Genomic DNA, 25,303 nt, shown 5'->3' on the forward strand with positions numbered 1-25,303 from the left:
AATTTTACGGAAAGGTACAGCAACGGCACTTGGGAAGGGCCTTTACAAAAGGCCGTTTATATTCCATCGCAGTCACAGACTACGATGAACGAGGTTTTACTACTACAAAGCAAGATTTGAACCCCCGTTATGCGTTGTCTTCCGCAGGGAGACTGCGCATTTTTAATAAATAGCCGTTTGTTACGGCCTTCCAACGAACAAGCTCAGAAAAGCAACCGTCCTCTCAAAGAAGTTGAATTTTACGGAAAGGTACAGCCGTGTTGATATAGAGTGTCTTTTCAAAAATACCAGTTGATTTTTAGTAGCTTTGCTTCATGGAAGTAAAAAAGAAAAAACGCCAATCAAGTGGGCGGCAGTCCGCACAATGCGACCGCGGCGGCGGACCGCAAGATCTTTAAAGAAAATATCGAAGCCGTAATTTCAAGTATCATGCAAAATGTGCTTAAAATTACGGCTATTTCTATGGAAGAACTACCCGATGACCGCGGCGGCGGACCGCATTCAACACACCAAAGAACGCAAACCCGATGTCCTCAAAAAGGTAACTGATACCAAAGGAGAGACTTTTGTGCTTCAAATTGAATTTCAGGTGCGTGACGAGCCAAAAATGATTTACCGAATAGCGGAGTATTTTATCATGCTTGAAAGAAAATATGAGTTACCCGTAAAACAATTCGTAATTTTTCTTGGGTCAGACAATCCAAAAATGCCAACCGAACTTGACAGAGAACGATTAAAATTCAGTTATCCGCTTGTTTCACTTTCAACACTTGACTATCATATTTTCCTTAACTCGGACAAACCCGAAGAAATTATCTTGGGCATTTTGGCGGATTTTAAAGGCGAAAATCCCGAAAATGCTCTAAAACAGATACTTGTACGTGTCAAGGAAACTACCAAAGAAGATTTTTCGTTAAATAGATACTTTAATCAGTTGCGTGTTTTGGCTCAACTTCGTAACTTAGAACCGCTGCGGTGGGCCGCTAAATTTAAAAATCGCTATGGACAGCATCGCAGAATACATCAAAGAAGAAAGGGATGTTCTCTATCTTAGAGGACTTGATAAAGGCGAGGAAAAAATTATTGCCAGCCTTTTGACAAAATTAAATTACAGTCTTGACCAAATTGCAGACATGGCAGGCGTTTCAGTGGACTTTGTCAAATCTGTTAAACAGAAACTTACGGACAAGAAATAAGCCATTTGACTATATATTGAACCATTCACAGCAACTTTGTTGCTCGTGGACAGCTTATCGTGCGAACAAAAGCGGCAGCCACCAACATAGTATTGAATAAATGGGCGGGGCCGCCCGTACGGGCTAACGGAAGTAGTTGAGCCTTTCTACTTCTATTTTACTACTGTGCTTCATTCAAGCAGATGTTTTTCAAATTCCCCCACTTCTTCAATACTCGTCCGTTGTGCATCAGCTAAAAACCCATATAAAACTAAGTTTAGCGTAGTCTTCAATAAGGAGACTGTGCATCTTTAATAAATAGCCGTTTGTAGGGGCGGCCCAGTGCAATGGCCTTCCAACGCACAAACTCCGAAAAGCAACCGCCACCGCAAAGAAGTTGAATTTTACGGACAGGTACAACAACAGCACTTGGGAAGGGCCTTTACAAAAGGCCGTTTATATTCCATCGCAGTCACAGACTACGATGAACGAGGGGCAAAAAAAATACCAACACGATACCTGCTATGACACGAATCTATATCACAATCATCGTCACTATTTTGATTTTTGGCTTGCTTTTTTGGGACTATTTTCACGGTGGCGTACCCGCACATCATGTATTACAGCAAAAAGACCTGCCCGAAATTTCCAATTGGTGGGGCGGATTGCTTCTTCCCGGTTTGGCCTGGTTTTTATCGGGCAGGATAGAAAAGAGGCTTCACAAACAAGAATCGCCCACCCAACAATCTAATAATCAAACTATTAAAATCAGTGGACTGTTTCTTTTGGGTCTACTTTTGGGAATTTGTTTAGCTGTGTCCTTTACAAATGGCTACAACTCTTTTTTAGACAATGTCCTTTACCTTTTTTTAGTACTTGGCTTCTTTCTTCCGCTCTTTTATTCTGAATTTATATTGGGTTTTATCTTAGGCATGACCTATACCTTCGGAGCGATATTGCCAACAATTTTTATTTTGATTATCGCAACCGTTGGATTTCTCATTTATAGATTTGTCAGGCCACTCCTTTTGAGAGCAGCAAAGGCCGTCGTCAACTAACTGAACACGATCAAAGCCTGAACCGCTTTCTGTTCGTTAGCGAGACCCCCATCTTATTACAACCAAAATAACAAAATGGCAGACATAAAAACCGCAACTTCTGATTCCGAAATAAATTCCTGTTGGGAACCTATGTATTTACTGAGACCTATGCTTAAAAAAGAGGATTTTCTTTCTACCATCAAGCAAATGCAACGTGAAGGGTATACCCTTTTATACATAGAAGAAGACCAAAAGACCGTAGCAGTTGCTGGCTATCGTATTTTTTCCATGCTGTACTGTGGCAAAATGCTGTATATCGATGATCTTTCCACGGTAGAAGCCTGTCGTGGAAAAGGATACGCTTCCAAATTATTACATCATTTGTACGAGCTCGCCTTAAAAGAAGACTGTAAATCAGTACAGTTGGACAGCGGACCTTCCAGAACTACAGCGCACAAGCTCTATTTTAAAGAAAATTTCACCATCAGTGCTTTTCACTTCAATAGACCCTTGTGAAAATATCTCCTTTTGTGCAGTCTTCGGTAGAGAAACTGCCTATTCTTAATCAATAGCCGCCTTCGACAGCTTCTCCGAACAATAATCGTACGCCCAAAGAAGTTGAATTTTACGAAAAGGTACGGGCAAGGACTCCAACAAAATCAGCTCAAATACTAATTGACAAATATTTTAAATCATAACCGGTATGGGACATATAAAAGAACCAAAAGGTGTTGACTTTGTAATTGCAAGCGACCCCTTGACAGACAAAGCTCGTCAAGAAATCAGTGAGTTTATTCGCAATTACAAAAACAATGTGAAGAATAAAAAAGCAAAATCAGTAACAACTGCACAGCAAACAAAAATTGCCCACGCTTGATATTGACTAAATGTGTGAAAGCTCTACACCGAACATTGCACTGGCTTCATAGTGACTGATGAACATCGATTGCCCCTGCTTGAACGTTAGCTGTAATGCGACAGATACCCCATTATGCGCAGCCTCCCTACGGAAGCCTGCGCATTTTTAATAAATAGCCAGTCCCGTGCAACAGCCTTCCAACAAACAAACTCCGAACAATAATTACTCGCCCAAAGAAGTTGAATTTTGCGAGAAGAGACAGGCATGAGCCATTATCAAGAATACAGTAAATAATCAATGCAAAGACGAAAATTTATTAAAGATTCATTAACAGGATTACCTGCCATCGTATTAACAGAATCCCTATTGGCAAGTGCCTGTAAAAAAGAGGCCATTGTTACGCCCAACGGCAAAACGGTTATCGTTATCGGAGCAGGAATTTCAGGACTTGCAGCCGCCAAAAAACTCAAAGAAAACGGTTTTAATGTCGTTGTTTTAGAATCCCAAAACAAAATAGGCAGACGATTAAGAACGGATCGGACGTTAGGGCTTGCTTTTGACGAAGGGGCAAGTTGGATTCACGGAATCACAGGAAACCCAATCACTGCTCTGGCCCAACAGGCAGGAATGAATACCGCACTTACGGATGATGACAGCTTTTTATCGTATGACGTTGGCGGCGCTGTAAGAAGTGATGCGGTGTTTTCTCAAGCCGAAGATGAACTCTACACCATTCTGAAAACGATGATAAAGAGTGGAAAAGTTACCCAAAGTTTTGAAACGGTTTTTAAAAGCCTGTATCCTGCCAAAGCCAATGACCGACTTTGGAAATTTTTCCTTTCTACGTACGTCACCTTTGATACCGGAGATCTAAATAACCTTTCTTCATTGCTTTACAACGAAGGGGAAGAATTTGGCGGTGAAGAACGGATTTCCACCAATGGGTATGATACTATTCCAAACTATTTGGCCACCGGCCTGACTATTCAGCTCAATCAGCGAGTGACTAAAATAGAGTATGCCGACACTAACGTGAAAGTCGAACATAATGCAACAATCAGCGAAGCCGATTATGTACTTGTAACGGTACCATTGGGTGTTTTAAAAAATAATTCCATTCAGTTTACCCCGGCTTTACCAATCGCCAAACAGAATGCGATCCAAAAAGTAGGAATGAATTGCGTAAACAAGTTTTTATTAACCTGGAATACAGCCTTTTGGGACGATGTACACTACATTTCCTATACCCCCGAAATACGAGACAAATTCAACTATTTCCTGAATGTCAGGAAGTTTCATCCCACAGCAAATGCTTTGATGACATTTGCCTATGCGGATTATGCGCGACAAACCGAAACAATGACCGATGCACAAATTATAAATGAAATAATGGGGCACTTGAAAGATATATACGGAACCGGCATCCCTGCTCCCACGGTTATGGTACGAACCAAATGGCAAACGAACGAGAACAGTTTTAGCGCCTATTCCTACACCGCAGTGGGCACAGAAATGCGCCATTTTGACGACTTGGCAGAAGAAATAAATGACAAACTCTTTTTTGCAGGTGAACATACAGAAACCGATTATTTTTCAACCGCTCACGGAGCTTATTTGAGCGGAATAAGAGAGGCCGATAAACTAATTGCATTGGTATAAGGGGAAAATGCCCTTCATTATGCGTAATCTCCACCAACAAATAAAAGTTACTTTCAAATAATTTAGCAGGATTTTTCGAACAAAGTCTACTATCCACACTCATAAAAAAACACACTGATGAAAACCAAAATAGACTTTATCAACCCGGAAGAATTACTAAAAAATCCTGCGTTTTCTCAAATTGAAATCACCAAAGGAAGTGGCCCTACCATTTACATCGGAGGGCAAAACGCCATCACAAAAGACCTGAAAATCATTGGCAAAGGCGACATAGCTTTGCAAACGGAATACATTTTAAAAAATATTGAAACGGCTTTAACAGCCTGTGATGCTACATTAGGCAACCTATTTAAAATGACCATTTATATCGTACAGGGTCAGGACGTACGAAAGAGATTTGAAGATGCCCAAAATTTTCTGAAAAAATTAAGCAACCCTCCGGTTATTACGGGGATCATTGTAGCAGGTTTAGCAAACCCCGATTATTTAGTGGAGATTGAAGCCGTTTCCTTCAAAAGCGAGCAATAATCTAAAAATGAATCAAGCGGGTTTCTCTTTCAATTGTTTAAAAATCAAAACAAGAGCCCAAACGTCTCATTAACAGGGGTGTGAATATCAATAAAGGTATAAGAAACGGTATCTTCTCTTCTCATTAAGTCGTAGATATCTTTGCTGCTTGTATCGGCAGTTACGTAATAATCTATTTTTTCAGACTCCGCTTGGGCGAATAGCTTGATGTCGTTGGTAATCACTATGCGGTTAGTTGGTAGTTGCTTCAATTTACGAGCTCGAAATGCAACCGCACCATAACGCCCTGCCTTTACGGCATGAATCACGTTGTAATTGAGGGTTTGAAGGTTTTTTAAAGGTAAATGAGTGATTTGCCCATGCACGCAGTACTCACCAATAGCGATGGCAGACACCATAATTATCATTTTCTCTTCCAAAAAATATTTGAAGTAAGCCAGCGCATTTTGGTGTAATGCTTCTTGGTTATTGAGGAGTTTAATCAGGAAATTGGTATCAACAAAAACTTTTTTCATACTTATAAATTCTCCCGGATTTCAGCTAACCATTGGTCGGTATCCGGGATTTCAGCCCACGTCTTACTGGCTTGGTTAATCAATTCGCTTAAATAGTCACTATCATATTCCTGCTTATAGTCCACAAAGTCAAGCAGTTTTACTTCATTTTTGTCCAGTTGACCGGATTTCACATTTTGTTTAGCCTTTACGTGCACTCCTACCAATTTGTACAGCTTATTTTCTTTTTCACTGGCCAACACATCTTCTGTCGTTTGAATGATGACCGTACCGTAATCATCCGTAGCCAAATGCAGATTAGGGCTGGTTTTTCCACCCATACTCGTAACTTTCCCGTACAAATACAAATCAGAATCAAGCCATAAATTCTCGCTTCGGTAGTATTTAGTGTGTTGGCTTATACCTAAAAAAGCAGATTCTTTGACAGATGTTTTGATGACCAACTCGTGATTCTTCTTGGCTGCCCATTCCTGAATATTTTCGATAGCTCTGGCTTGTGTATTGTCAATAGAATCAATGGAGTTCTCCATTTGTATTTGACCCAAAACCGTATTTACCGCCAACACAGGCCCAATCAACGTCTTAATTATGTTTCGGGTACTGCCTTCTTTTACTTCATAAGAAATAATTGGGCGGCTTTTTCGCTCATTAGGATACAGCAGATTCTCCGCATTTTTGAGCAATTCCATAACATCGGAAATGTCAAACGCGTTGGGAGAAACATCATTTACCCGAATCTCTATGTAGCCGAATTCTTTCATTACCTTTAATCTCTACACAAAATAAACAAAAACCATGCAGGTATTATTACATTATACCAACTTTCTATCTTAAAAAGCGTATTATTTTCAATCTCAGTCATTAAAGAACATGCACACAGAAGTACTTTCCGCCGCCAATCTTACCGCATTTACCGAACTTGTTTTGGAACTGTGGCCAGACTGCGAATTTGACGAGGAATACCCTTATTATCAATCCCTTATCGACTCAGAAAACGAAATTTGTTATCTGGCAAAAGAGCAGGAAAACTACGTTGGATTTATCCACGTATCGATGCGTACTGACTACGTGGAAGGAGCAAATGATTTTCTGGTGGCCTATCTGGAGGGATTGTATGTAAAACCGGAGTATCAACAACGCGGCATTGGCCACCAATTGGTCAATGCAGGAGCCGAATGGGGACAAAAAAAAGGGTGTAAACAATTTGCGTCGGATTCCGAACTGAACAACCAAATGAGTATTGATTTTCACAAAAAAATCGGATTCAGCGAAGTAAACCGCATCGTTTGCTTTATCAAAGAGTTGTAAGAATAGACTCTCTTCTCCGACGTATAGAAAGGAATCTAAGATGGGGGCTTCAAGTAAAACTCGCCCCTCTTTCCTCTTTTAAGAAAGCGGTTCATTACTCGAATTGGCATCCACAATTTCAACTTTTAACCTATCCCCTTCTAATTCCTAAAACACAATGAAGAAAAATTTCTTTTTCATGGCAACGGCGTTGCTGTTGGCCTCCCACCTGTTGATAGCTCAGTCGAGCAAGGTCTTCGACAACCTGACCGTGCCAAGCAAGATTTTGAAAAGTGACCGAAAATTTGCCATCTATTTACCTCCTAACTACGAAACATCGCAACGTGCCTATCCCGTTCTTTACTTACTGCACGGTGCCGGCGACGACCAAACGGGTTGGGTGCAATTCGGTGAGGTACAGCAGATTGCCGACAAAGCCTTTGAGGAAGGCAAAGCCACGCCCATGATTATCGTCATGCCCGATGCCGACACGGGACAAAGAGGCTACGCCAACGACCCCAAAAACGAATGGCGCTACGAAGATTTCTTTTTTCAGGAATTGATGCCTTACGTCGAAAAAACGTATCGAATCAAGGCAAATAAAAAATTTAGAGCAGTAGCGGGTCTTTCCATGGGCGGTGGCGGGTCGTTTACGTATGCGTTGCACCATCCCGAATTTTTCTCATCGGCCTGTCCGCTGAGTGCCGCTACCGGGCCGCTGACGTTGGAAGATACCAAAGCCAATTTGAAAAGAGCCAAACCAGATGTGACCTATACCGACGCTGAAATTGAGGCCTATTTCAAACGTCAAAGTGTATTGGAATTGGTAAAAAACGTACCCGGCGACCAGAAAAAAGCGGTGCGTTGGTACATTGACTGCGGAGATGATGATTTCTTATACGAAGGAAATGGATTGGTACACATAGCAATGCGCAAAAAGGAAATTCCTCACGAGTTCCGCATTTACGATGGTGGACACAATTGGACGTATTGGCGCAGGGCTCTGCCAACCGTATTGGGTTTTGTCTCCGATGCCTTCCATCAATTTTGATTGGGGAGGATTCAGAAGTGAGGCGACAGGAGTAAGTTAGTAAAAATCAGTCCGTTGCGGGTGTTTTCACCGCCAACCCGTTATGAAAAAATGGTATTCCTGACGGTGATAAAACCGTCAGGAATACAAAGGCGAATTCATTGGCACAATTTTTATTCAAGAATCTTCGATTGCGGTATTATGCGTAGGATACTCTAAATTTACCAAAAATACCTTAGCGTAAGATATGAGTTATATCCGTCAATATCTCGAAAAGTTTAATACAGTAACCGATGAACAGTATGCCCAAATAGTGCCTTATGAGAAAGAAATTTTGAAACTGAAAAAAGGAGAATATTTTTTGAAAGCAGGAGAAGTAGCCAATCACATGGGACTAGTCATTGAGGGAGTAATGGCTAATAATTACGTCGAAGAAGGAAAGGAAAAACTTCAATACTTTTTGAATAAAGGGGAGGTAGCAGCCAACCCCGAAAGTTTCGACTTCAGAACGCCAAGTAAGGTCACTATCAGAGCCATAACTGCCTGTAGTTTGGTGGTTATTGACCATCCTACCTACTGGAAATTAGTAGAGATATTGCCTTGGTGGGGTCAACTTACCCGCACCATCGGTAGCGTAGTTTTGACCAAAAGACTGCAAAAAAGAGCCGAACTGATGACGATGATGCCTACCGAACGGTATGAAACCTTCGTTAGAGAAAATCCCACCATCCTACAACAAGTGCCCTTGGGAATGATTGCTTCTTATTTAGGAATGCAGTTGCCTTCTTTGAGCAGAATCCGGCGAAAACAACTTCCCCCCAAAGCATTTACTATGTCTGATTGAGAACATTTAACTAAGGTTAAATAATTGCTTTCTAAGCCAAAATAAAGCCTGTATTTGAAAATAGGGAGCTGAGTTGTTTCTATTTTTGTGTAGAACCAATTCAACGCTTTTTGTTATGAAAAAACGACTGTTACTCCTCCTGCTTACTCTTTTCGCTTTTTATACTACCAATGCTACCAATTATTACATCCGTCCTGACGGAAATGACAGTAATAACGGGCTATCCAACACGCCGGGCGGCGCATGGAAAACGATAAATTCTGCTCTTTATGGTTATTGCAATTGGGGTGCCGGCCCTACAGGACAGGGAGTGCCGATGCGCCCCGGCGATACTTTATTCGTAGCGGATGGACTCTACAAAGAGGATGGGTTTACTTATGGATTAAAAATTGACGGAATTGTAGGGAGCAATACCAACCGTTTTGTGATGAAATCCATCAATAAATGGGGAGCAAAGCTCGAACTTACCTCACAATACAATGCTTTCAATATTCTGAATAGTAAAGGAATTACGATAGACGGTTTTGATATTTTTGCCCCCGCTGGCTCTACCAATATTCACTCAGGTATCAATAGCGACAATAGCGAGTTTATCACCATCAAAAATTGTAAAATACATAATTTCGGGCTTTCCGCCGTGGGTGGCGGGGCTACTAACGTAATCGTCGAGAATAACTACGTGTATGACAATTCCATACGAAACCCTGGCAATGGTAGTGGTATCAACTTTTATCATCCCGTAAAACAAAGCAATACTACCTTAGAAGGGGGTTGGAGGGTGATTATTAGGGGAAATACCGTTTACAATAACTACTGTAATCAGTACTATATTCCTGTTGGCGGTGGCTCGCTGATGCCGCCCACCGATGGCAACGGAATCATTATTGACGATTGGAATTTTACCCAAGATGCTTCCGGTACGCCTTATAAAGTACCTTGCTTAATCGAAAACAATATCTGTTTCAACAATGGAGGATCCGGTATCAGGGTGTATGACAGTGATAATGTGACGATTAGAAACAACACTTGTTATTATAACGGTTGGGTAACTGCAAACTACTACTCCGGCCCGGATTACCCTTCGGCTGACATCGGGATTTCGGCTGAGACAGGCAAGGGCAATAATATTACGGTTGTCAATAATATTTCCTTATCCAATCCAAATTTACCAAGCACAAATAATGGCATAGGAATTGGCAATAAAATTACAAATGCTGCGGTCAGGAATAATTATACGGATAAACTGTTCTTTACGGCGGGTGTTTTACCAACTCCCAATGTTATTGGAACTAACGCCTCCTTTATTAGTGCCGGTACTGACCCTACTACGGCTAATTTTCGTTTGAGCAATAATAGTCCGGCCATTAATATAGGGTATAATTCCAATGCTGCTGCAAAGGATTTTGACGGAAACATAAGACCCGTTGGCGGTACGGTTGATGCAGGAGCATTTGAATATCTTTGTCAAGCCAACGCAGGTACCCTTTCGGGAACCACCGCGATTTGCGCGGGAACTACTTCGACATTGACCTCCAACGGAGCTACGGGCGGAAGTTGGGCAAGCAGCAACACGGCCGTGGCCACCGTCAATGCCTCGGGCGTTGTCACGGGAGTGGCAGCCGGCACGGCCTCCATTACCTATTCAGTCACTTCCAACGGTTGTAGTGCAAGCACTTCTTCTACCGTCACCGTCAATGCCTTGCCCAACGCAGGTACGATTTCGGGAACGACCACCATTTGCTCAGGTGCAAATTCAACACTGACTTCTAATGGAGCAGCGGGCGGAAGTTGGACAAGCAGCAATACGGCCGTAGCCACCGTGAACGCTTCGGGCGTTGTCACTGGTGTAGCAGCCGGCACGGCCTCCATTACCTACTCGGTCACTTCCAACGGTTGTAGTTCAAGTACTTCTTCTACCGTCACCATCAATGCCTTGCCCAACGCAGGTACCCTTTCGGGAACCACCACGATTAATACGGGCGCAACCTCAACGTTAACCTCTAACGGTTTAGCCGGTGGCATCTGGTCGAGTAGCAATAATCTCGTAGCGACGGTAAATACATCGGGCGTAGTAACAGGTGTATCGGCGGGGACGGCTACCATAACTTATACCGTAACCACTAACGGTTGTGTTCGTAGTGTCAGCACAACTGTGACGATAAATACGCCTGTTGTTACAACCTTAATTGTGATCAGAGCCAGAAGCGTAAGCAATGCAGGGGCTAATTTTAGGGTAGAAATCATGAATAGTTCGGCGGCTACGGGAGGTACTGTCTTACAAAGTAGCAGTGATTTCACCAACCTCCCGACTGTTTTTGCAAACTACACTTTTGCTGCCACGGGTACCATTATTCCCAACCAAATACGGGTACGTTATTTTAATGACATGTCACCTTACGACTTTGAAACAGATTACATCACAGTAAACGGTACAACTTACCAAACCGAAGCTACCACAACTTATTCCGTAGGTTTTTGGAATGCGGCCAATGGCTGCAATAACGCCGGCTTTTTAACCAATTCGTTGATTCACTGCGATGGGTATTTTCACTTTTTGGCTACTCCAACAACAACCCCTATTGTGATTAGAGCCAGAAGCGTAGGCAATGCAGGGGCCAATTTTAGGGTAGAAATCATGAATAGTTCGGCGGCTACGGGAGGTACTGTCTTACAAAGCAGCAGTAATTTCACCAACCTCCCGACTGCTTTTGCAAACTACACTTTTACTGCCACGGGTAACATTAATCCCAACCAAATACGGGTACGTTATTTTAATGACATGTCACCTTACGACTTTGAAACAGATTACATCACAGTGAACGGTACAACTTACCAAACCGAAGCCGCCACAACTTATTCCGTAGGTTTTTGGAATGCGGCCAATGGCTGCAATAACGCCGGCTTTTTAGCCAATTCGTTGATTCACTGCGATGGGTATTTTCACTTTCTCGCTAACTCAGGTGCTCGATTGGGTACAGAAAATTTGGAAACAGAGCCTCACATTGAGTTTGATGTTTTTCCCAATCCCGCGCAGGATGTACTGAAAGTTAGGCTTAAAGCAACGATTGAACAACAAGTCAAGATGCAAATTATCGGCACTAATGGCATTGTCATACGTTCATTTTTTGAGCCGGTAAAGTTTGGTAACAATACCATCAGCCTACCCATACATCAGCTGAGTGAAGGCACATTTATTATTTCTGCCGAATACAATAACCAACGCTCAACGGCAAAATTCAGCGTAATTCGTTAGGGTTAAAAACTAATAAAGCGAAGTCGTCCCCCAATTTTTTTGAGACGACTTCTCTTTATTGCCTGTATATCTTCCCGTTTCAAACACTCTCTGTTTAAGATTTTTGCATCAGCGGACACCTCATCGTTATCATTTCGCCATTGATGATGTGTCTGCTGAAATTGCATCTGCAAACTCCTCCTATACGACCATTCATCATCTCCAACACCCATTTATCACAGTCTATACATGTGCAAGGTACTATGTATTGCAAAGTATCTTTGATAACATTAGATTTGTACTACTATTAGCAACCATCTTCACTTTTTAACTCAGTTACCCATGAAAACAGCCGCTTTTCTAATGACATTCTGTTTGGTTATCGTAATGGCATGTCTCCCTTATGCAGTAAAAAAAATTAACGGCAACGACATCACCGTCAGCGAATCCGAAGACCAGTATAAGATTTCGGCAGACTACCCCGAAGAGAAATCCGGCAAGGTGCAACGCTGTCTGGATGAGTATTTAGAACCTTCGGGTATGTCTTTTGTCAACGCGCGTATCGACGGAGACATTGCATTGGACAACAAGGCCAATTTCTACATTAATACGTCTCTGGGTACCTTAAAAATCAAGCTGGACAAGCAAAAAAACTCTACAGCTTCGTATCGAAGAATGAAAAAGTTGGGCGAAGCACTCAAAGTTCTTCTGGCTGAAAAATAAGATTTGTTCCTTGCAGAATAAGTCCATGAAACAACTACACAGGAGGCTATTTTAACGCTTCCCAGCCATGAGAACAACGACATTGTTCTCGAAAGGTTGAATAGGTAAGCAAAAAATTTGCCAAATCAGGCAATTTTCATTGAAAAACGTGAGTAGTTTAAAGTTTTTGAGATATTTTTATCTTACAAACTCGACAAACCCTGCGTTATGAATTTAACAAAAATCTTTATGGCCACCTCCCTCTTTCTTTTGGGATCATTTGGTCATTGGTACATCATGTACTGGCAATTCAAATCACCGAAATGGATAGCGTCCATTTACCCGTATTTGTTAGCAATATGCTGTACCTGGATATGGATAAAAGCCTCTGAATACGGAGTGGAAGGATTCAACGGCTCCATGTGGTCCAACCGATTTTTGTTTTTTGTAACGGGCGTTATTGCAGGCTCTGTTTTGTACCCATTCCACTTTGGACAACCCTTCACGATGAAAGTCGTTGTCCAATTGGGGTTGGCCATCACCATCATTTTAGTATCCATTATTTAAAATCAGAGTAGAGACGCAAAATTTTGCGTCTCATTGCTTGCCTTTATTGTCACAATTTAAAGGGGAAATAAAAGGTGACTTTCAGAGAGTTTCAGTACGTATTCGGCATAGAAAATTGACTTGTAGGTCAGTAAAAATCGCCTTATATTTGGGTAAAAAAACTACTATGCAACGTACCAGTACACGTCTGTTCCCTATCCTGATTTTGATGGTTTTTCTAACTTCCTGCGGAGGTAATTCGGAAGAATTGGAGCGACTTCAAAAAGAGAATACCGACTTAAAAGCCCAATTACAACTTTTAAATCAGGCCAAAAAGCCAAAGTACATTTTAAAAATCCGCTTGAAACAGGCTAGTTTATCGCTCAGTATCAAAAAGCACATCAGAAACGCGATGAATGCCGTCGATTTTGAGATTCCGGTTGACAAAGATTTTTACGACAGCGTATCGGAAGGAACGGAAATCGTAGATAATTTCAGATTCGGTTCCCTTGTTTTGTACGGCACTTTCGGCGATTGGGAAATGACCGTCAAAGGCAAAGAGATTCGGGAGTAAATAAATTGTGAATGAGTGAATGAGTGACTAAAAACTGAATACCAACTATTTGAACGCCACACGAGTTTCACATTGCTCCTCGCAGCGGCTAAATCAGCCATTCACAATTCACTCATAGGCTCATTCACCATTAGTATTTGATACAGCTATGAAAACGATAAAAGTACTGGCAGGTCTTATCTTCGGACTGCTGGCGAAGCAAGCCCTCGCCCAAACAGGCATGAAAGGAGAGTACTACAACGGGACCAATTTTGAGGAGAAAGTACTCACCCGAATTGATCCTGAAATCCATTTCAATTGGTTTCAACAAAGCCCGGCTCCGGGAGTAAGTAAATCTTATTTTTCGGTGCGCTGGACGGGCAAATTACTGGCCCCTGCTTCCGGAAAGTATGAATTTTCGGCCCGGGTTGACGACGGTATTCGAGTATGGGTCGAAAATCGAAAAATCATAGACGGATGGGCACTTCACGACAACGCCGCATTTAAAGGGACCGTTGTACTCGAAGCAGGCAAATATTACGAACTTCGCGTCGATTATTTCAACGCCATGCTCGAAGGCACCATCAACTTACTTTGGGACATACCCGAGGAATCCAAACCGTTGTTAGGCACTGCAGCCAAGCCCATAGGTGGGCAATATCTCTTTCAAACCATCCCCAGAGCCAAACCCGTTGCCGCCAAACCAATTACCAACCTACCGCCTGCCAAAGTAGCTGTTCCCAAACCAGCAAGCAAACCTATTCAGGAAACCAAACCTGTAGTTGCCGCGGCTACACCCAAACCCCCTCCTAAAAACCCACCCGTTCCCCAGGAAAAACAGCCCGAAAGCAACACTTTCACTCCCTTGGAAGTAGGTAAAGCGCTGATACTCAAAAACGTTTTCTTCGAGCAAAGTAAGTACACGTTGCTGCCCCAATCGTACCCCGAACTGGATAAATTGGTCCGAACGATGCAACAAAACCCGAAGATTCATATCGAAATTTCGGGACATACCGACAACGTAGGCGACCCACGTCTCAATCTTTCGCTGTCGGAATTTCGGGCAAAAGTCGTAATGAATTACCTTACCCGTCATGGCATCGCCGAAAACCGCATCGAAACCAAAGGCTACGGCGGTACGCGTGCCTTGGCAGGAAATGTCACTGAAAGCGAGCGGGAACAAAACCGCCGCGTAGAATTTGTGGTAAAGTCCAATTAAGTACCTCCCCTTTTACCGACTTTCCTTCTCCCGCCGCCACCTACACATTGAAGTTCACCGGTTGCTCATTTTGGGTTTCGTGTATTTTGCTTTTCCCCCAACTTTGTCTCACCGAAAGCAAAACGTAACCAAGGCAGCAGCCATGAAAACTTCATTTTATAAAGTACTCGCTATGAATTTATTAGCACTTTTGTTGGGCTCGTGTGAAGTAAAACAAAAACCGGAAGAATGGACAACCGCCAAACCGTTAACGGAGCGCTTGGACCACCCCGACGCCTTGGCTACCGACGGCCAATTTGTTTATTTCATCACGGGTGGAGGTACCGTGGCAGGACAACAGGCAGGTAACAATAACCTGATGAAAATGCCCATCGGCGGAGGCGTTCCCACGGTACTTTTCAAAGGAGGAACCGAAATCATTCCCGACGCCAACGCCATTGCGCAGGACGAAAACTACATTTATTTATCGGCCAACGGACTTCGACGCGTCCCGAAAGCCGGCGGCAACAGCCAATTATTGACTCCTGCTTTTATGGCGTACGAAATTGTTCTTGACAACGAGTACGTGTATTGGATGCCGTTTACGGGCGAAGGGATGCCTCCGACCCCTATTTTTGCAGTTTCTAAAAAGGGAGGCGAACCCATCAAATTGACCGACCCACGGCCAACTGCCAACGGGCTTTGCGTAGACGATGAGTTTCTGTATTGGGTACAAACCGATGGCCTTTACCGACAATCAAAAAAGAGTTCTACCCCTGAAAAAATCTATGCAACTCCCGCCAACAAAATCGCGTCAGACCTCAAAATGGATGCTGAAAATTTCTACTTTTTACAGGGAAAGTCAAAACGAAATCTGATGAAACTTCCCAAAAAAGGCGGAGTTGCTACGCTTATTTCGAAAGAGCCTTCTCAGTTTTGGGTTGGAGAAAATGAAGTTATCATTATGCGTTATGTAGGTTTCACCGACACTGCCATTTTCAAAATTAGCAAGGAGGGCGCGGGCGAAAAGAAACTGGATAGCGGCTACGTTTCCGACCTGATTATCCACCAAAACAAGGTGTATGTCAGCGACATGGTGAAAATTTATGAGCTAAACTTCTAATGCATTCTATCGCCGCGCAAGTCCAACGTCTGCATAATGTGGGCTTCGGCGGCGAGGAGTGCTTTCCAGCGTTCACGCACTTTTTCGGCAGGCAGGTATTCTTCGGCGAGTTCGATAAAATTACGGTAATGCCCCGCTTCCGAAATCATCAGCTCGTGGTAAAATTTCCGCAGACTTTCGTCATTCAGGTGTTGAGACAGCAGTTTAAAACGCTCACAGCTACGGGCTTCAATCAACGCACAAAACAGTAACCGATCCAGAAAAACTTCTTCGCGGTCGCCTTTCTTTTTGACAACCTGCATCAGGCGATTTACGTATTCATCCTTGCGGGCGCGCCCCAGTTTAAAGCCCCGCTTATGCAGTTCTTTCAGCACCATTCTAAAATGCGCCCATTCTTCGGCCACGACGGGCGTCATTACTTCTACCAGTTTCTCTTTCTCAGGGAAATGAACAATCATTGAAATACAGGCCGAAGCCGCTTTTTGTTCGCAATAAGCGTGATCCACGAGAATTTCTTCCAATTGCATTTCGGCGATATTGACCCAACGCGGGTCGGTAGGAAGCTCAAGGCCAAGGGTAGTGAGAGACATGGTTTAGTGTCGAATTATAAAATGCAGAATGTCGAATTTTAGAAGAAAAAGATTAGATTTGGTGTCTTAAGACACCTGCAAAATTAGAAAATTCTCTTTTTTCAAACGATACATTTTTACTTAAAAAAGAGACAAATCCTACCACGATTCGATGAAAAGACGCCTTTTTCTACTTTTGTTCATGGGTGTTTTCAGCACCAGTTTTGCTCAAACCTTTAGCGTAGAACAGGTACAAAGCGATTTCAAATTTTTGAGAAGAATTCTTGAAGAAGCCCACCCGAGTCTCTATTGGTACACGCCCAAAGACAGCATGGACCGCGCTTTTGAGCAGGTTTTTCAGCAGTTAAATCGTCCGTTATCGGAAAAAGAAGTATTCTATTTGTGGGCACCGCTGATTACCAAAATCAATTGCGGACACACGTATTTGATTCACTCTCAACCATTTGATGCCCAAAAAGACGATACGTTCTGGCTGCCGTTCCAAAGTCAAATCATAGGCCATCAGCTATTTGTCAAAGCATTGGGCAAAAATTGCTCCGATACCACCTTGGTACGCGGCACTGAAATCCTGCAAGTCAACGACATTCCCATGGCTCGGATTATCGAAGTTGCCAGACAAAATTGTCAAGCCGACGGGTACAACCAAACCTTCAAGGACTATTTTCTGGGATTGTTCCGTTTGGAAGAAACGCTGAATGACTATTTCGGACTCAAAACTCCCTACCGATTTCTGATAAAACCCCCTTTGGGGGAAGTTCGCGAAAGTACTGTTTTCAGCAAACACATTCCTCAGCCCAACCTGCCTCAACCTACTCTTTCAAAGCAGGAAATCCAAAACCGGGAAAGGGAAGCCTTGGAAAAATTGCGCAGTTTTAAGCTTTTGTCGCAAGCGCCTGAAACACTGCTTATGACCTGTAATGGATTCCGATACGATGATTTCAAAACCTTTGACCAACTTGTTTTTCAGACGGCCCGTACCCAAAAAATCAAACACCTGATCATTGACCTGCGTAATAATCCGGGCGGCGATACCTCCATTGGTGATGATATACTGCGGTATTTGCTCACCAAACCCACCTACAATTTTCTGACGTTCGACAGCCCCATCAACCAACTCTTTTTTTCCGAACAAATCGCTCCTGCTCCCAAAGACCATTTGTTCAATCCGAAGCAATTAAAAAAGCTTCAAAACGGTAACTACCGACGCACCGTTGACGGTATCGAATTGATCACTCCGCATCCTACGCTGCATTTTTCGGGTCAGGTGTACGTACTTACGAGTGGCTTTACGTTTTCGGCAGGAGCGATTTTGGCCAGCCTGCTCAAAGCCCACACCAACGCCGTTTTTATCGGTCAGGAAACGGGCGGCGGCGAAGCGGGTTGCAGCGGGGGATTGACTTCCAAAGTCATTTTACCCCACACTCAATTGGTCGTCAATTTCCCTCATTTTCGTATCGAAACCAACACCCAAGCACCCAACATTGGGCGCGGCGTGATGCCTCACTACCCCATCATCTACACGGCCCAATACATCGCCTCGGGCCGCGATTTGGAACTTGAGAAGGTAGTGGAGTTGATTTTGGGGAGATAAAGTACTTAAGAGGTTATCTTCTCAAATCTCTGATTCGTGCCTTCTCTTAATATAGTATATACAAACTGGGTTTTATAACTTTTGTCTTAATTTTATTTGGAGTGCTGAATCAAAATCATCCAAAATCGACATGTATGGGATGATAAATACTTATTTTTTAGCGCTGAACAGTATTAAATTTGGCAAAAAAGATGTATATATGCTTTAGTTGTCTTCATTAGCCTTTTTGTGTAGGTAGAGTTTGTGAAGAAAACCACAGTGTAGTTATACAAAACTCTCCTCAAACAGCATTCTAAAAGATGACCAAAAAGAATAGCATCGACTTGTGCTTATACTTTGGCCAGAATTTTAGTAATTTGCAAGTTCGTAAATTTTGACAAACAAAATGAAGCTAAAAGAGAAAATATCGCTTGAAGAAGTTTTCGGAAAAGAGGACAAAATCCAACTTGTTGAAACTGAAAACAACAAGGAAGCAGTTATTACCCACTTCTTGCATAATAGCGAAAACGGAGTTTCACAGTTTTTTAAAGAAGATGCCGTAAAGTTCACTAAAGAGATTTTACAATACAAATACCCAGGAAAAAGTATAACAAACTCAGTTGCGGAAGATGCTTTGCAATATGGAATTTTTGATACTTTTGACGTTCCATTTCCGCCAGTTGAAAACCCCAAATTTAAGTTTATCGACCTTTTTGCAGGGATTGGCGGGTTTAGACTTGCAATGCAAAATTTAGGGGGTAAATGTGTTTTTACAAGCGAATGGGACAAAGAAGCTAAACGAACCTATAAAGCAAATTTTGGCGAAAGACCTTTTGGTGATATTACAAAAGAAGAAACAAAAGCCTTTATTCCAGACGACTTTGATTTGATTTGTGCAGGTTTTCCCTGTCAAGCATTTTCAATTGCAGGAAAACGTGGCGGATTTGAAGATACAAGAGGAACCTTATTTTTTGACGTTGCAGAAATCATAAAAAGAAAAAAACCTAAAGCGATTTTTCTTGAAAATGTAAAAGGTTTACGCAATCATAATGGCGGTAAAACATTAGCAACAATTTTAAACGTACTAAGAAATGATTTAGGTTATTATGTTCCTGAACCTCAAATAATCAATGCAAAAGACTTTGGTGTACCACAAAATAGAGAAAGAATTTATATTGTTGGTTTTAGGGAAGATTTAGGAATTGATAGTTTTGAATACCCAAAACCAACAAATATAAAAGTCGCATTTTCACAAGTAAAAGAGGAAAAAGTTCCTCCGACAAAATATTTTTTATCTACACAGTATGTTCAAACTTTAATCAATCACAAAGAACGACATGAAAGTAAAGGCAATGGCTTTGGGTTTGCAATTATTCCAGACGATGGAATCAGTAACGCTATTGTAGTTGGCGGAATGGGAAGAGAACGCAATTTGGTTTTAGACCATAGAATAACGGACTATACACCAACGACACACATAAAAGGAACTGTAAACCGTGAAGGAATTCGCAAAATGACGCCAAGAGAATGGGCAAGGCTTCAAGGTTTTCCCGATACATTTGTTATTCCAGTTGCAGACGCTTCTGCTTATAAACAATTTGGCAACTCTGTTGCTGTTCCAGCAATACAAGCAACTGCAAACAAAATTTTAGAATTAATTGGGATAACAAATGATAACAGGTAATAAAGGGGAATGGAGTGAAATTTACGCTTTATTCAAGCTAATAGGAGATAAAAAATTACATCCCGGAGATAGTAAAATTAAGAAAATTCAAAATATTGTTTACCCAATTTTAAAAATTCTTCGCACAGAAGTTAATGGAAATTTCGAGTACTCAATTGAAGACGACCTTGTTGTGATTTCAGGGAATGAAGAAGTATTTCGTATTGCAATTTCTGAATTTAAAACAAAAGCAAGTTATCTTTTAGCCAAAATTAAAGTTAACCAAGGAACTTTTTCAGTACCAGAAATACAGCAATTTATGCAAAGTATAAATTGCCTTTCTTTAAAAGCAAGCTCTTCTGCCAAAACAGATATTACGATTATTGTCCACGACCAAAGAACAGAACTTCAACCCTCTTTAGGCTTCAGCATCAAATCACAATTAGGAAATCCTTCTACTCTTTTGAACGCGGGGGAAACGACTAATTTTATATACAAAATAGTTGGAGTTAATCTAAGCGACACAGACATTAGCCAAATCAACAATATATCTTCAAGAAGTAAAATAAAAGACCGCATTACAGAAATTATTTCAAAAAACGGAAAGTTTGAATTTATAAAAACTCAGCGAACCGTATTCAGTAATAACCTTATCCTAATTGATAGTTTTTTACCACAAATTTTATCAAGTGTGTTGTTTCAGTTCTACTCTTCAACTCTTTCTGACACAGAAAGTTTAGTAAAAATAACCGAAGAAAAAAACCCTTTAGGTTTTGACACTTCGGACAAACACCTATTTTACAGTTATAAAATAAAACGTTTTCTAACCGACATAGCCTTAGGAATGATGCCTTCAAAAGTTTGGACAGGTCAATATGACGCAACAGGGGGCTATTTAATTGTCAAAGCAGACGGCGAGATTTTATGCTATCACGTTTATAATAAAAATGAATTTGAGAATTATCTACTTGCCAATACAAAACTTGAAACAGCTAGTAGCACACGGCATGGATTTGGAGAACTTTATGAAGAAAGTGGACAATTATATTTTAAACTGAACTTACAAATACGCTTTAAATAACAAGACTTACCCCATCATATAACTAAACATTCGTGGTAGTCGTTGTCCAAGCTACCAAAGCACTCTTGAACGAAACCTTCAGTAGCGTTGAGTCCTCACCAAACCCTTTTCTTTTATTTTGATTTATCGTAGAGAGAATTTCTTCATCGTGGTTTATGTCCTCACATAGACCTTTTTTTGTGCAGGTAGGGTCTGTGAATACACGGCGTAAGGATACCTTCCCCCTGGTCTGTGCCCTCACCATAGCCGTCAGGTCAAGCGTTTTATCATTTGTAATGAGCTGGTTTTCAGCGGTATTTTATTTTTCTCTTTTTGTTCTTTTTGAGCAAATCTACTCCATTTATCAAATAATTGCACTATCCAATCTTTGATTTCACTGACATTATCAATCAGTGTTCTGATTAATAATGTTATCTTTTTTTTAGTGTCAGTAGGTAGGATTTGTGTCTCCACAGACCAAGGCGAAAATAATTAAATCCTTATCCTGACGGCTATGGTGAAAACACAGACCACGGATTTAGAAAATCAAAAAACCGCCGTAGTATTTGACTACAGCGGTTTTTCGTGGTTGTTATTTTTTGTCTTAAACCCCAATCAATAAATCACGCATAGTTCTCACTTTGTCGTGGTCGGCTTTTAAAGACAGATGTTGCTCTTTTAACATTGCCTGTTGTTGGGTACTTAAATCTTTAAGATTTTCATTGATGGCTTCTTGGTAAGCATCCGAAGCTACATCTTCGCCGTATTCGCACCAGTCAATCACGGCTTTGCGGTCATTTCCGGTTAAGGCGGCTTTTATGTCCATCCACTTCCTATACAACTTGCCCGTCAGTCGCGTGCCTTCATCTGGCGTACCCTCTAAGCGATTCACTTCATTCACTAATTCCATTTTACATTTCCGGCTGGTCTGTTGAAACTGAGTAAACAAGGCTTTCAAGTCAGCATGTTCGGTGTCATCAGAGGCTGTTTCGTAGCCCTCAATTCTGTCATTATTGATTACAATGAGCGTGTTCAGCACGTCAATGGTTTTGTCTGTGTTCATCTGTGTTTGATTTAATTTTTAAACTGAAAAAGAAAGAAATTCCATTGAGTAGCATTCTATTAAAAAATGCACTGATTAACGGAGAACAGGCTCGCGTACCTTTTCGTTGGTCATAGGCGGAAAGTTGGAAAACTCCTATGTTCCTGCAGCCGTTGCGCCAACCTGACAAACCAGTTACTAAACAGAATTTCATATCTTACAATTGGTTTTTATTGTTTCAATGTTTTTTTTCTTTACTTGTTTTATGTGCTATTGTCAACGAACACAGGCGTATTAGCCCAGAAATTGCTATTCGTTTAGGCGTCACAAAGTTGAGAGCATTCAATTGATAAACTGTTACGCTTCTATGGAATATTTTTACATATATCCCACTTATTATTGGATGGTTTAATAAATTTTGTTTATCCTTACTTAAACAAAATTTATTAAACCATCCCCAAAATTTCTCAATTATCTCCAAACCTCAACAGGCATATTTTTTTGAAATTGACAATTTAATAGTTCTTTTTACCATGATCTGTGTCTCCACAGACCTTATTGTATTGGTAAGGTCGTGTCTAATATCTGTTCGTCTAACATGCTTCTTCGCCACGGTCTGTGCCCTCATAGGACTTTTTGTGTAAGTAGGATCTGTGTCTCTACAGACCAAGGCGAAGGGGTAAAAAATACATCGGATTCTGTAAAAAATCATTTTACATTTCGTTAACAATCTTTTACAAACTCCCGGCAGCATCTCAGCACAAATACCTGTATGTTTGTTGAAATTGTTTGGTATCAAAAAAGGGAAAATGATGAAATACGTACCCGTATATGCGTTGCTGCTGCTATTTGTTTTTTGTACTGCCTGTTTAGGGCAAGACAAAACCAATCTGCCAAAAGATACCAGTAAGTCCGAAATCAAAGACAGTAGTACTTCCTACGGACCTGCCAATATCACTCGTACGATCAAGCAGGATAGAAACGGCAACATTTGGATGGCCACCTTTGGGGGTGTTTTTCGCTACGATGGGACATCCTTTACCAATATCACCAATAAAGAAAGTTCGGCCCGTTTTTTTTCGCTTTTAGAAGACAGCAAAGGAAACTTTTGGTTCGGCTCAATCGGCTCAGGGGTGTATAAGTACGATGGGAAAGCCTTTCAACATTTCACTACCAAGGACGGACTTATTAATAATGAGATCGTTTGTATTTATGAAGATAAGTCCGGTTCTGTTTGGTTCGGTGCAAACGGGGGAGTAAGCCGATACGATCCCGGACGGGCAGTTGGGAAATCTTTTCGAAATTATAAGATGAACGGTGGTTCCATGGCGCAAGATTTAACAGGAATCCCTTTTCCGGATTTTACCCGTCCCCCTCATGAAATCAACGCTATCATTGAAGACAGAACCGGCAAGTTTTGGTTTGGCACAAGGGACAACACCTTCGTTTATGATAGAAAAACATTTACCAATACAACTCATTTCGGCCAACCGTTTACCAATGTCCGTTGGATCATCGAAGACAAAAAAGGCAACATTTGGTTGGGTGGCAATGATGGCCTTTGGCGCTATAACGGCATTACCTTTACCAATATCGCCCGGAATTTTGTTGGGTATATCTACGAAGATAAAAAGGGCAATATTTGGACCAGTTCAGAAAAAGAGAATAGCCAAGGTTGGGTACTTTCCCGTTATGAGGAAAAGTCCCTGTCCAACAAAAACCCCACGGTAACCGAAATAAATCCAAAAGAAGGAAAGATGCTTTTCGGAATTTTAGAAGCTACTGACGGCAGTATTTGGTTCGGCGCTGATGGCGTATATCGTTATGATGGAAAAACGGTTACCGACTTTAAAAAGTAAAGGAATCAGGTGTATAGCCAGTCATTTCGAGTTAAACTTCGATGGCGCGAGGTTGTACCTCGCGCCATCAAGATTCCTAACAGTTTCAATTGATTTTCTTCAAAACGGCAGTTTCCCCAAATCCACGTTACCACCCGTGAGGATAATACCCACTTTTTTGCCTGCGAACTGCTCTTTGTTTTTGAGCAACGCCGCAAAAGGAACGGCACAGGAAGGCTCAATGATGATTTTCATTCGTTCCCAAATCAATCGCATGGCGTCAATGATTTCGGGGTCACTCACGAGCAAAATGTCTTTTACGTGCAATCGAATGATTTCCAACGTTTTATCACCCAAACTGGTCAAAAGTCCATCGGCGATGGTTTTGATATAAGGTGCTTTTTCAATATGTCCACTTTTGAACGACAGGGCGGCATCAGCGGCCCCTTCCGGTTCGCCGGCTATCACCTCCGTGGTGGGCGATAAATAATAAGCCGCCAACGCTGTACCGCTCAACAATCCGCCTCCGCCAACGGGAGCCATGATGGTGTCAAACAGCCCATAATCTTCGATGAGTTCTTTGGTCGCCGTGGCTTGTCCGGCGATTACGCGGTAGTCGTTGAAAGGGTGAATCATCGTAGAACCGTAGTCGGCAATCACCTTTTCTACCGTGCTTTCGCGGGCTTCGAGCGTGGGCTCACATTCGATTACTTCGGCTCCGTAGCCGCGTACGGCGTCTTTTTTTACTTGCGGTGCCGTGCTTGGCATGACTATGTACGCCTTGGTACCCACCAAAGCCGCCGCATAGGCAATCGCCTGGGCGTGGTTGCCGGACGAATGAGTCGTTACGCCGTTGGTCAATTCTTCGGGCGTCAGTGACAATACAGCGTTTACACCGCCGCGTGCTTTAAAGGCACCGATTTTTTGGAAATTTTCGCATTTGAAATAAATTTCAGCACCCGCTAAGCGATTGATGGTTTGGCAAGTTAAGACCGGCGTACGATGAACGTAGGGGGCGATGCGCTCGTGGGCGGTCCGGATGGTTTCGAGAACAGGAATCATTTTATAACGTTTAGAGAATAGGCAGTCAAAGGCCTTATTTGGCGGCTAAAATTGCATAAATTGTCGAAATAAGGAACGAGAATTAAATAAGTTGAACATTTAATAATTAATTCTATAATTTAAATCAGGGATTTTAGGGTGCCTTTGGATTCTAATATCATCACTTACAGATTTATCAACTTTGATA

General features: G+C 41.8%; 25 protein-coding genes. 19 read left to right on the plus strand and 6 right to left on the minus strand.

Annotated elements, in window-relative coordinates; translation table 11 throughout:
• Positions 1-478 precede the first annotated feature (478 nt).
• The 6 genes from Q0081_RS02140 (at position 479) to Q0081_RS02165 (ending at position 5,261) form a co-directional block, all read left to right on the plus strand.
• Complete coding sequence (locus Q0081_RS02140; protein ID WP_298348711.1) at positions 479-1,054, plus strand: hypothetical protein; 576 nt, start codon at positions 479-481, stop codon at positions 1,052-1,054.
• Positions 1,055-1,699: 645 nt separating this feature from the next.
• The gene (locus Q0081_RS02145; RefSeq protein ID WP_298348713.1) at positions 1,700-2,233 is read left to right on the plus strand and encodes a hypothetical protein; all 534 of its coding nucleotides are present in this window, start codon (positions 1,700-1,702) and stop codon (positions 2,231-2,233) included.
• A gap of 75 nt (positions 2,234-2,308) precedes the next feature.
• Entirely contained in the window at positions 2,309-2,731 is a 423-nt protein-coding gene (locus Q0081_RS02150; protein ID WP_298348715.1) for a GNAT family N-acetyltransferase, read from the plus strand.
• Between the two features lie 187 nt (positions 2,732-2,918).
• Positions 2,919-3,092: a hypothetical protein gene (locus tag Q0081_RS02155; RefSeq protein WP_298348717.1), complete on the plus strand. Its 174-nt coding sequence runs from the start codon at positions 2,919-2,921 to the stop codon at positions 3,090-3,092.
• A 279-nt stretch (positions 3,093-3,371) separates the two neighbouring features.
• Positions 3,372-4,733, plus strand: a complete 1,362-nt coding sequence (locus tag Q0081_RS02160) for an NAD(P)/FAD-dependent oxidoreductase (protein ID WP_298348719.1) — start codon at positions 3,372-3,374, stop codon at positions 4,731-4,733.
• A 117-nt stretch (positions 4,734-4,850) separates the two neighbouring features.
• Entirely contained in the window at positions 4,851-5,261 is a 411-nt protein-coding gene (locus Q0081_RS02165; protein ID WP_298348721.1) for a RidA family protein, read from the plus strand.
• 44 nt (positions 5,262-5,305) lie between these two features.
• Here the strand turns inward: Q0081_RS02165 and Q0081_RS02170 are convergent, their stop codons facing one another.
• Together Q0081_RS02170 and Q0081_RS02175 are read right to left on the minus strand one after the other, a co-directional pair.
• Positions 5,306-5,776, minus strand: a complete 471-nt coding sequence (locus tag Q0081_RS02170) for a hypothetical protein (protein ID WP_298348723.1) — start codon at positions 5,774-5,776, stop codon at positions 5,306-5,308.
• A 2-nt stretch (positions 5,777-5,778) separates the two neighbouring features.
• A complete protein-coding gene (locus tag Q0081_RS02175) occupies positions 5,779-6,537 on the minus strand; it encodes a hypothetical protein (RefSeq protein ID WP_298348725.1) in 759 nt (252 codons plus the stop codon).
• A gap of 109 nt (positions 6,538-6,646) precedes the next feature.
• On the opposite strand from Q0081_RS02175, the gene aac(6') reads away from it, so the two are divergent.
• The 9 genes from aac(6') to Q0081_RS02220 all read left to right on the plus strand — a co-directional run bounded on the left by aac(6') (position 6,647) and on the right by Q0081_RS02220 (position 16,291).
• On the plus strand, positions 6,647-7,084 hold the full coding sequence (gene aac(6') / locus Q0081_RS02180) for an aminoglycoside 6'-N-acetyltransferase (RefSeq protein ID WP_298348727.1): 438 nt from the start codon (positions 6,647-6,649) through the stop codon (positions 7,082-7,084).
• Between the two features lie 157 nt (positions 7,085-7,241).
• Positions 7,242-8,114 (plus strand): esterase family protein, encoded by an 873-nt coding sequence (locus Q0081_RS02185; RefSeq protein WP_298348729.1) that lies wholly within the window; start codon positions 7,242-7,244, stop codon positions 8,112-8,114.
• 226 nt (positions 8,115-8,340) lie between these two features.
• A complete protein-coding gene (locus Q0081_RS02190) occupies positions 8,341-8,937 on the plus strand; it encodes a Crp/Fnr family transcriptional regulator (protein ID WP_298348731.1) in 597 nt (198 codons plus the stop codon).
• A gap of 115 nt (positions 8,938-9,052) precedes the next feature.
• Positions 9,053-12,190: a choice-of-anchor Q domain-containing protein gene (locus Q0081_RS02195; RefSeq protein WP_298348733.1), complete on the plus strand. Its 3,138-nt coding sequence runs from the start codon at positions 9,053-9,055 to the stop codon at positions 12,188-12,190.
• Positions 12,191-12,511: 321 nt separating this feature from the next.
• Positions 12,512-12,892, plus strand: a complete 381-nt coding sequence (locus Q0081_RS02200) for a hypothetical protein (protein WP_298348734.1) — start codon at positions 12,512-12,514, stop codon at positions 12,890-12,892.
• Positions 12,893-13,120: 228 nt separating this feature from the next.
• The gene (locus Q0081_RS02205) at positions 13,121-13,438 is read left to right on the plus strand and encodes a hypothetical protein (RefSeq protein ID WP_298348735.1); all 318 of its coding nucleotides are present in this window, start codon (positions 13,121-13,123) and stop codon (positions 13,436-13,438) included.
• Between the two features lie 166 nt (positions 13,439-13,604).
• Complete coding sequence (locus Q0081_RS02210; RefSeq protein WP_298348737.1) at positions 13,605-13,991, plus strand: hypothetical protein; 387 nt, start codon at positions 13,605-13,607, stop codon at positions 13,989-13,991.
• Between the two features lie 148 nt (positions 13,992-14,139).
• Positions 14,140-15,189, plus strand: coding sequence for an OmpA family protein (locus Q0081_RS02215; RefSeq protein ID WP_298348739.1), 1,050 nt, complete (start codon positions 14,140-14,142; stop codon positions 15,187-15,189).
• A 142-nt stretch (positions 15,190-15,331) separates the two neighbouring features.
• Positions 15,332-16,291 (plus strand): DUF5050 domain-containing protein, encoded by a 960-nt coding sequence (locus Q0081_RS02220; protein WP_298348741.1) that lies wholly within the window; start codon positions 15,332-15,334, stop codon positions 16,289-16,291.
• Here Q0081_RS02220 and Q0081_RS02225 read toward each other — a convergent pair.
• The gene (locus tag Q0081_RS02225) at positions 16,288-16,881 is read right to left on the minus strand and encodes a tRNA-(ms[2]io[6]A)-hydroxylase (protein WP_298348742.1); all 594 of its coding nucleotides are present in this window, start codon (positions 16,879-16,881) and stop codon (positions 16,288-16,290) included. The genes Q0081_RS02220 and Q0081_RS02225 overlap by 4 nt on opposite strands.
• Before the next feature lie 151 nt (positions 16,882-17,032).
• Between Q0081_RS02225 and Q0081_RS02230 the strand changes: the two genes are divergently transcribed.
• From Q0081_RS02230 to Q0081_RS02240, 3 genes are all read left to right on the plus strand, one after another.
• Positions 17,033-18,472, plus strand: a complete 1,440-nt coding sequence (locus Q0081_RS02230; RefSeq protein ID WP_298348744.1) for a S41 family peptidase — start codon at positions 17,033-17,035, stop codon at positions 18,470-18,472.
• A gap of 385 nt (positions 18,473-18,857) precedes the next feature.
• Positions 18,858-20,135: a DNA cytosine methyltransferase gene (locus Q0081_RS02235; RefSeq protein ID WP_298348745.1), complete on the plus strand. Its 1,278-nt coding sequence runs from the start codon at positions 18,858-18,860 to the stop codon at positions 20,133-20,135.
• Positions 20,122-21,195 (plus strand): HpaII family restriction endonuclease, encoded by a 1,074-nt coding sequence (locus tag Q0081_RS02240; protein WP_298348747.1) that lies wholly within the window; start codon positions 20,122-20,124, stop codon positions 21,193-21,195. Before Q0081_RS02235 ends, Q0081_RS02240 begins: the two co-directional genes overlap by 14 nt.
• A gap of 249 nt (positions 21,196-21,444) precedes the next feature.
• On the opposite strand, the gene Q0081_RS02245 is transcribed toward Q0081_RS02240, so the two are convergent.
• Together Q0081_RS02245 and Q0081_RS02250 are read right to left on the minus strand one after the other, a co-directional pair.
• Positions 21,445-21,648 carry a hypothetical protein gene (locus Q0081_RS02245; protein ID WP_298348749.1) on the minus strand — a complete coding sequence of 68 codons (204 nt, stop codon included), beginning with the start codon at positions 21,646-21,648 and terminating at the stop codon, positions 21,445-21,447.
• Between the two features lie 130 nt (positions 21,649-21,778).
• Entirely contained in the window at positions 21,779-22,237 is a 459-nt protein-coding gene (locus Q0081_RS02250; protein ID WP_298348751.1) for a PA2169 family four-helix-bundle protein, read from the minus strand.
• 788 nt (positions 22,238-23,025) lie between these two features.
• Between Q0081_RS02250 and Q0081_RS02255 the strand changes: the two genes are divergently transcribed.
• On the plus strand, positions 23,026-24,075 hold the full coding sequence (locus Q0081_RS02255; RefSeq protein ID WP_298348753.1) for a two-component regulator propeller domain-containing protein: 1,050 nt from the start codon (positions 23,026-23,028) through the stop codon (positions 24,073-24,075).
• Positions 24,076-24,174: 99 nt separating this feature from the next.
• Here the strand turns inward: Q0081_RS02255 and Q0081_RS02260 are convergent, their stop codons facing one another.
• A complete protein-coding gene (locus tag Q0081_RS02260) occupies positions 24,175-25,116 on the minus strand; it encodes a threonine/serine dehydratase (protein WP_298348755.1) in 942 nt (313 codons plus the stop codon).
• Positions 25,117-25,303: the final 187 nt, after the last annotated feature.

It is taken from the genome of Runella sp., assembly GCF_027484545.1.
GTDB lineage: Bacteria > Bacteroidota > Bacteroidia > Cytophagales > Spirosomataceae > Runella.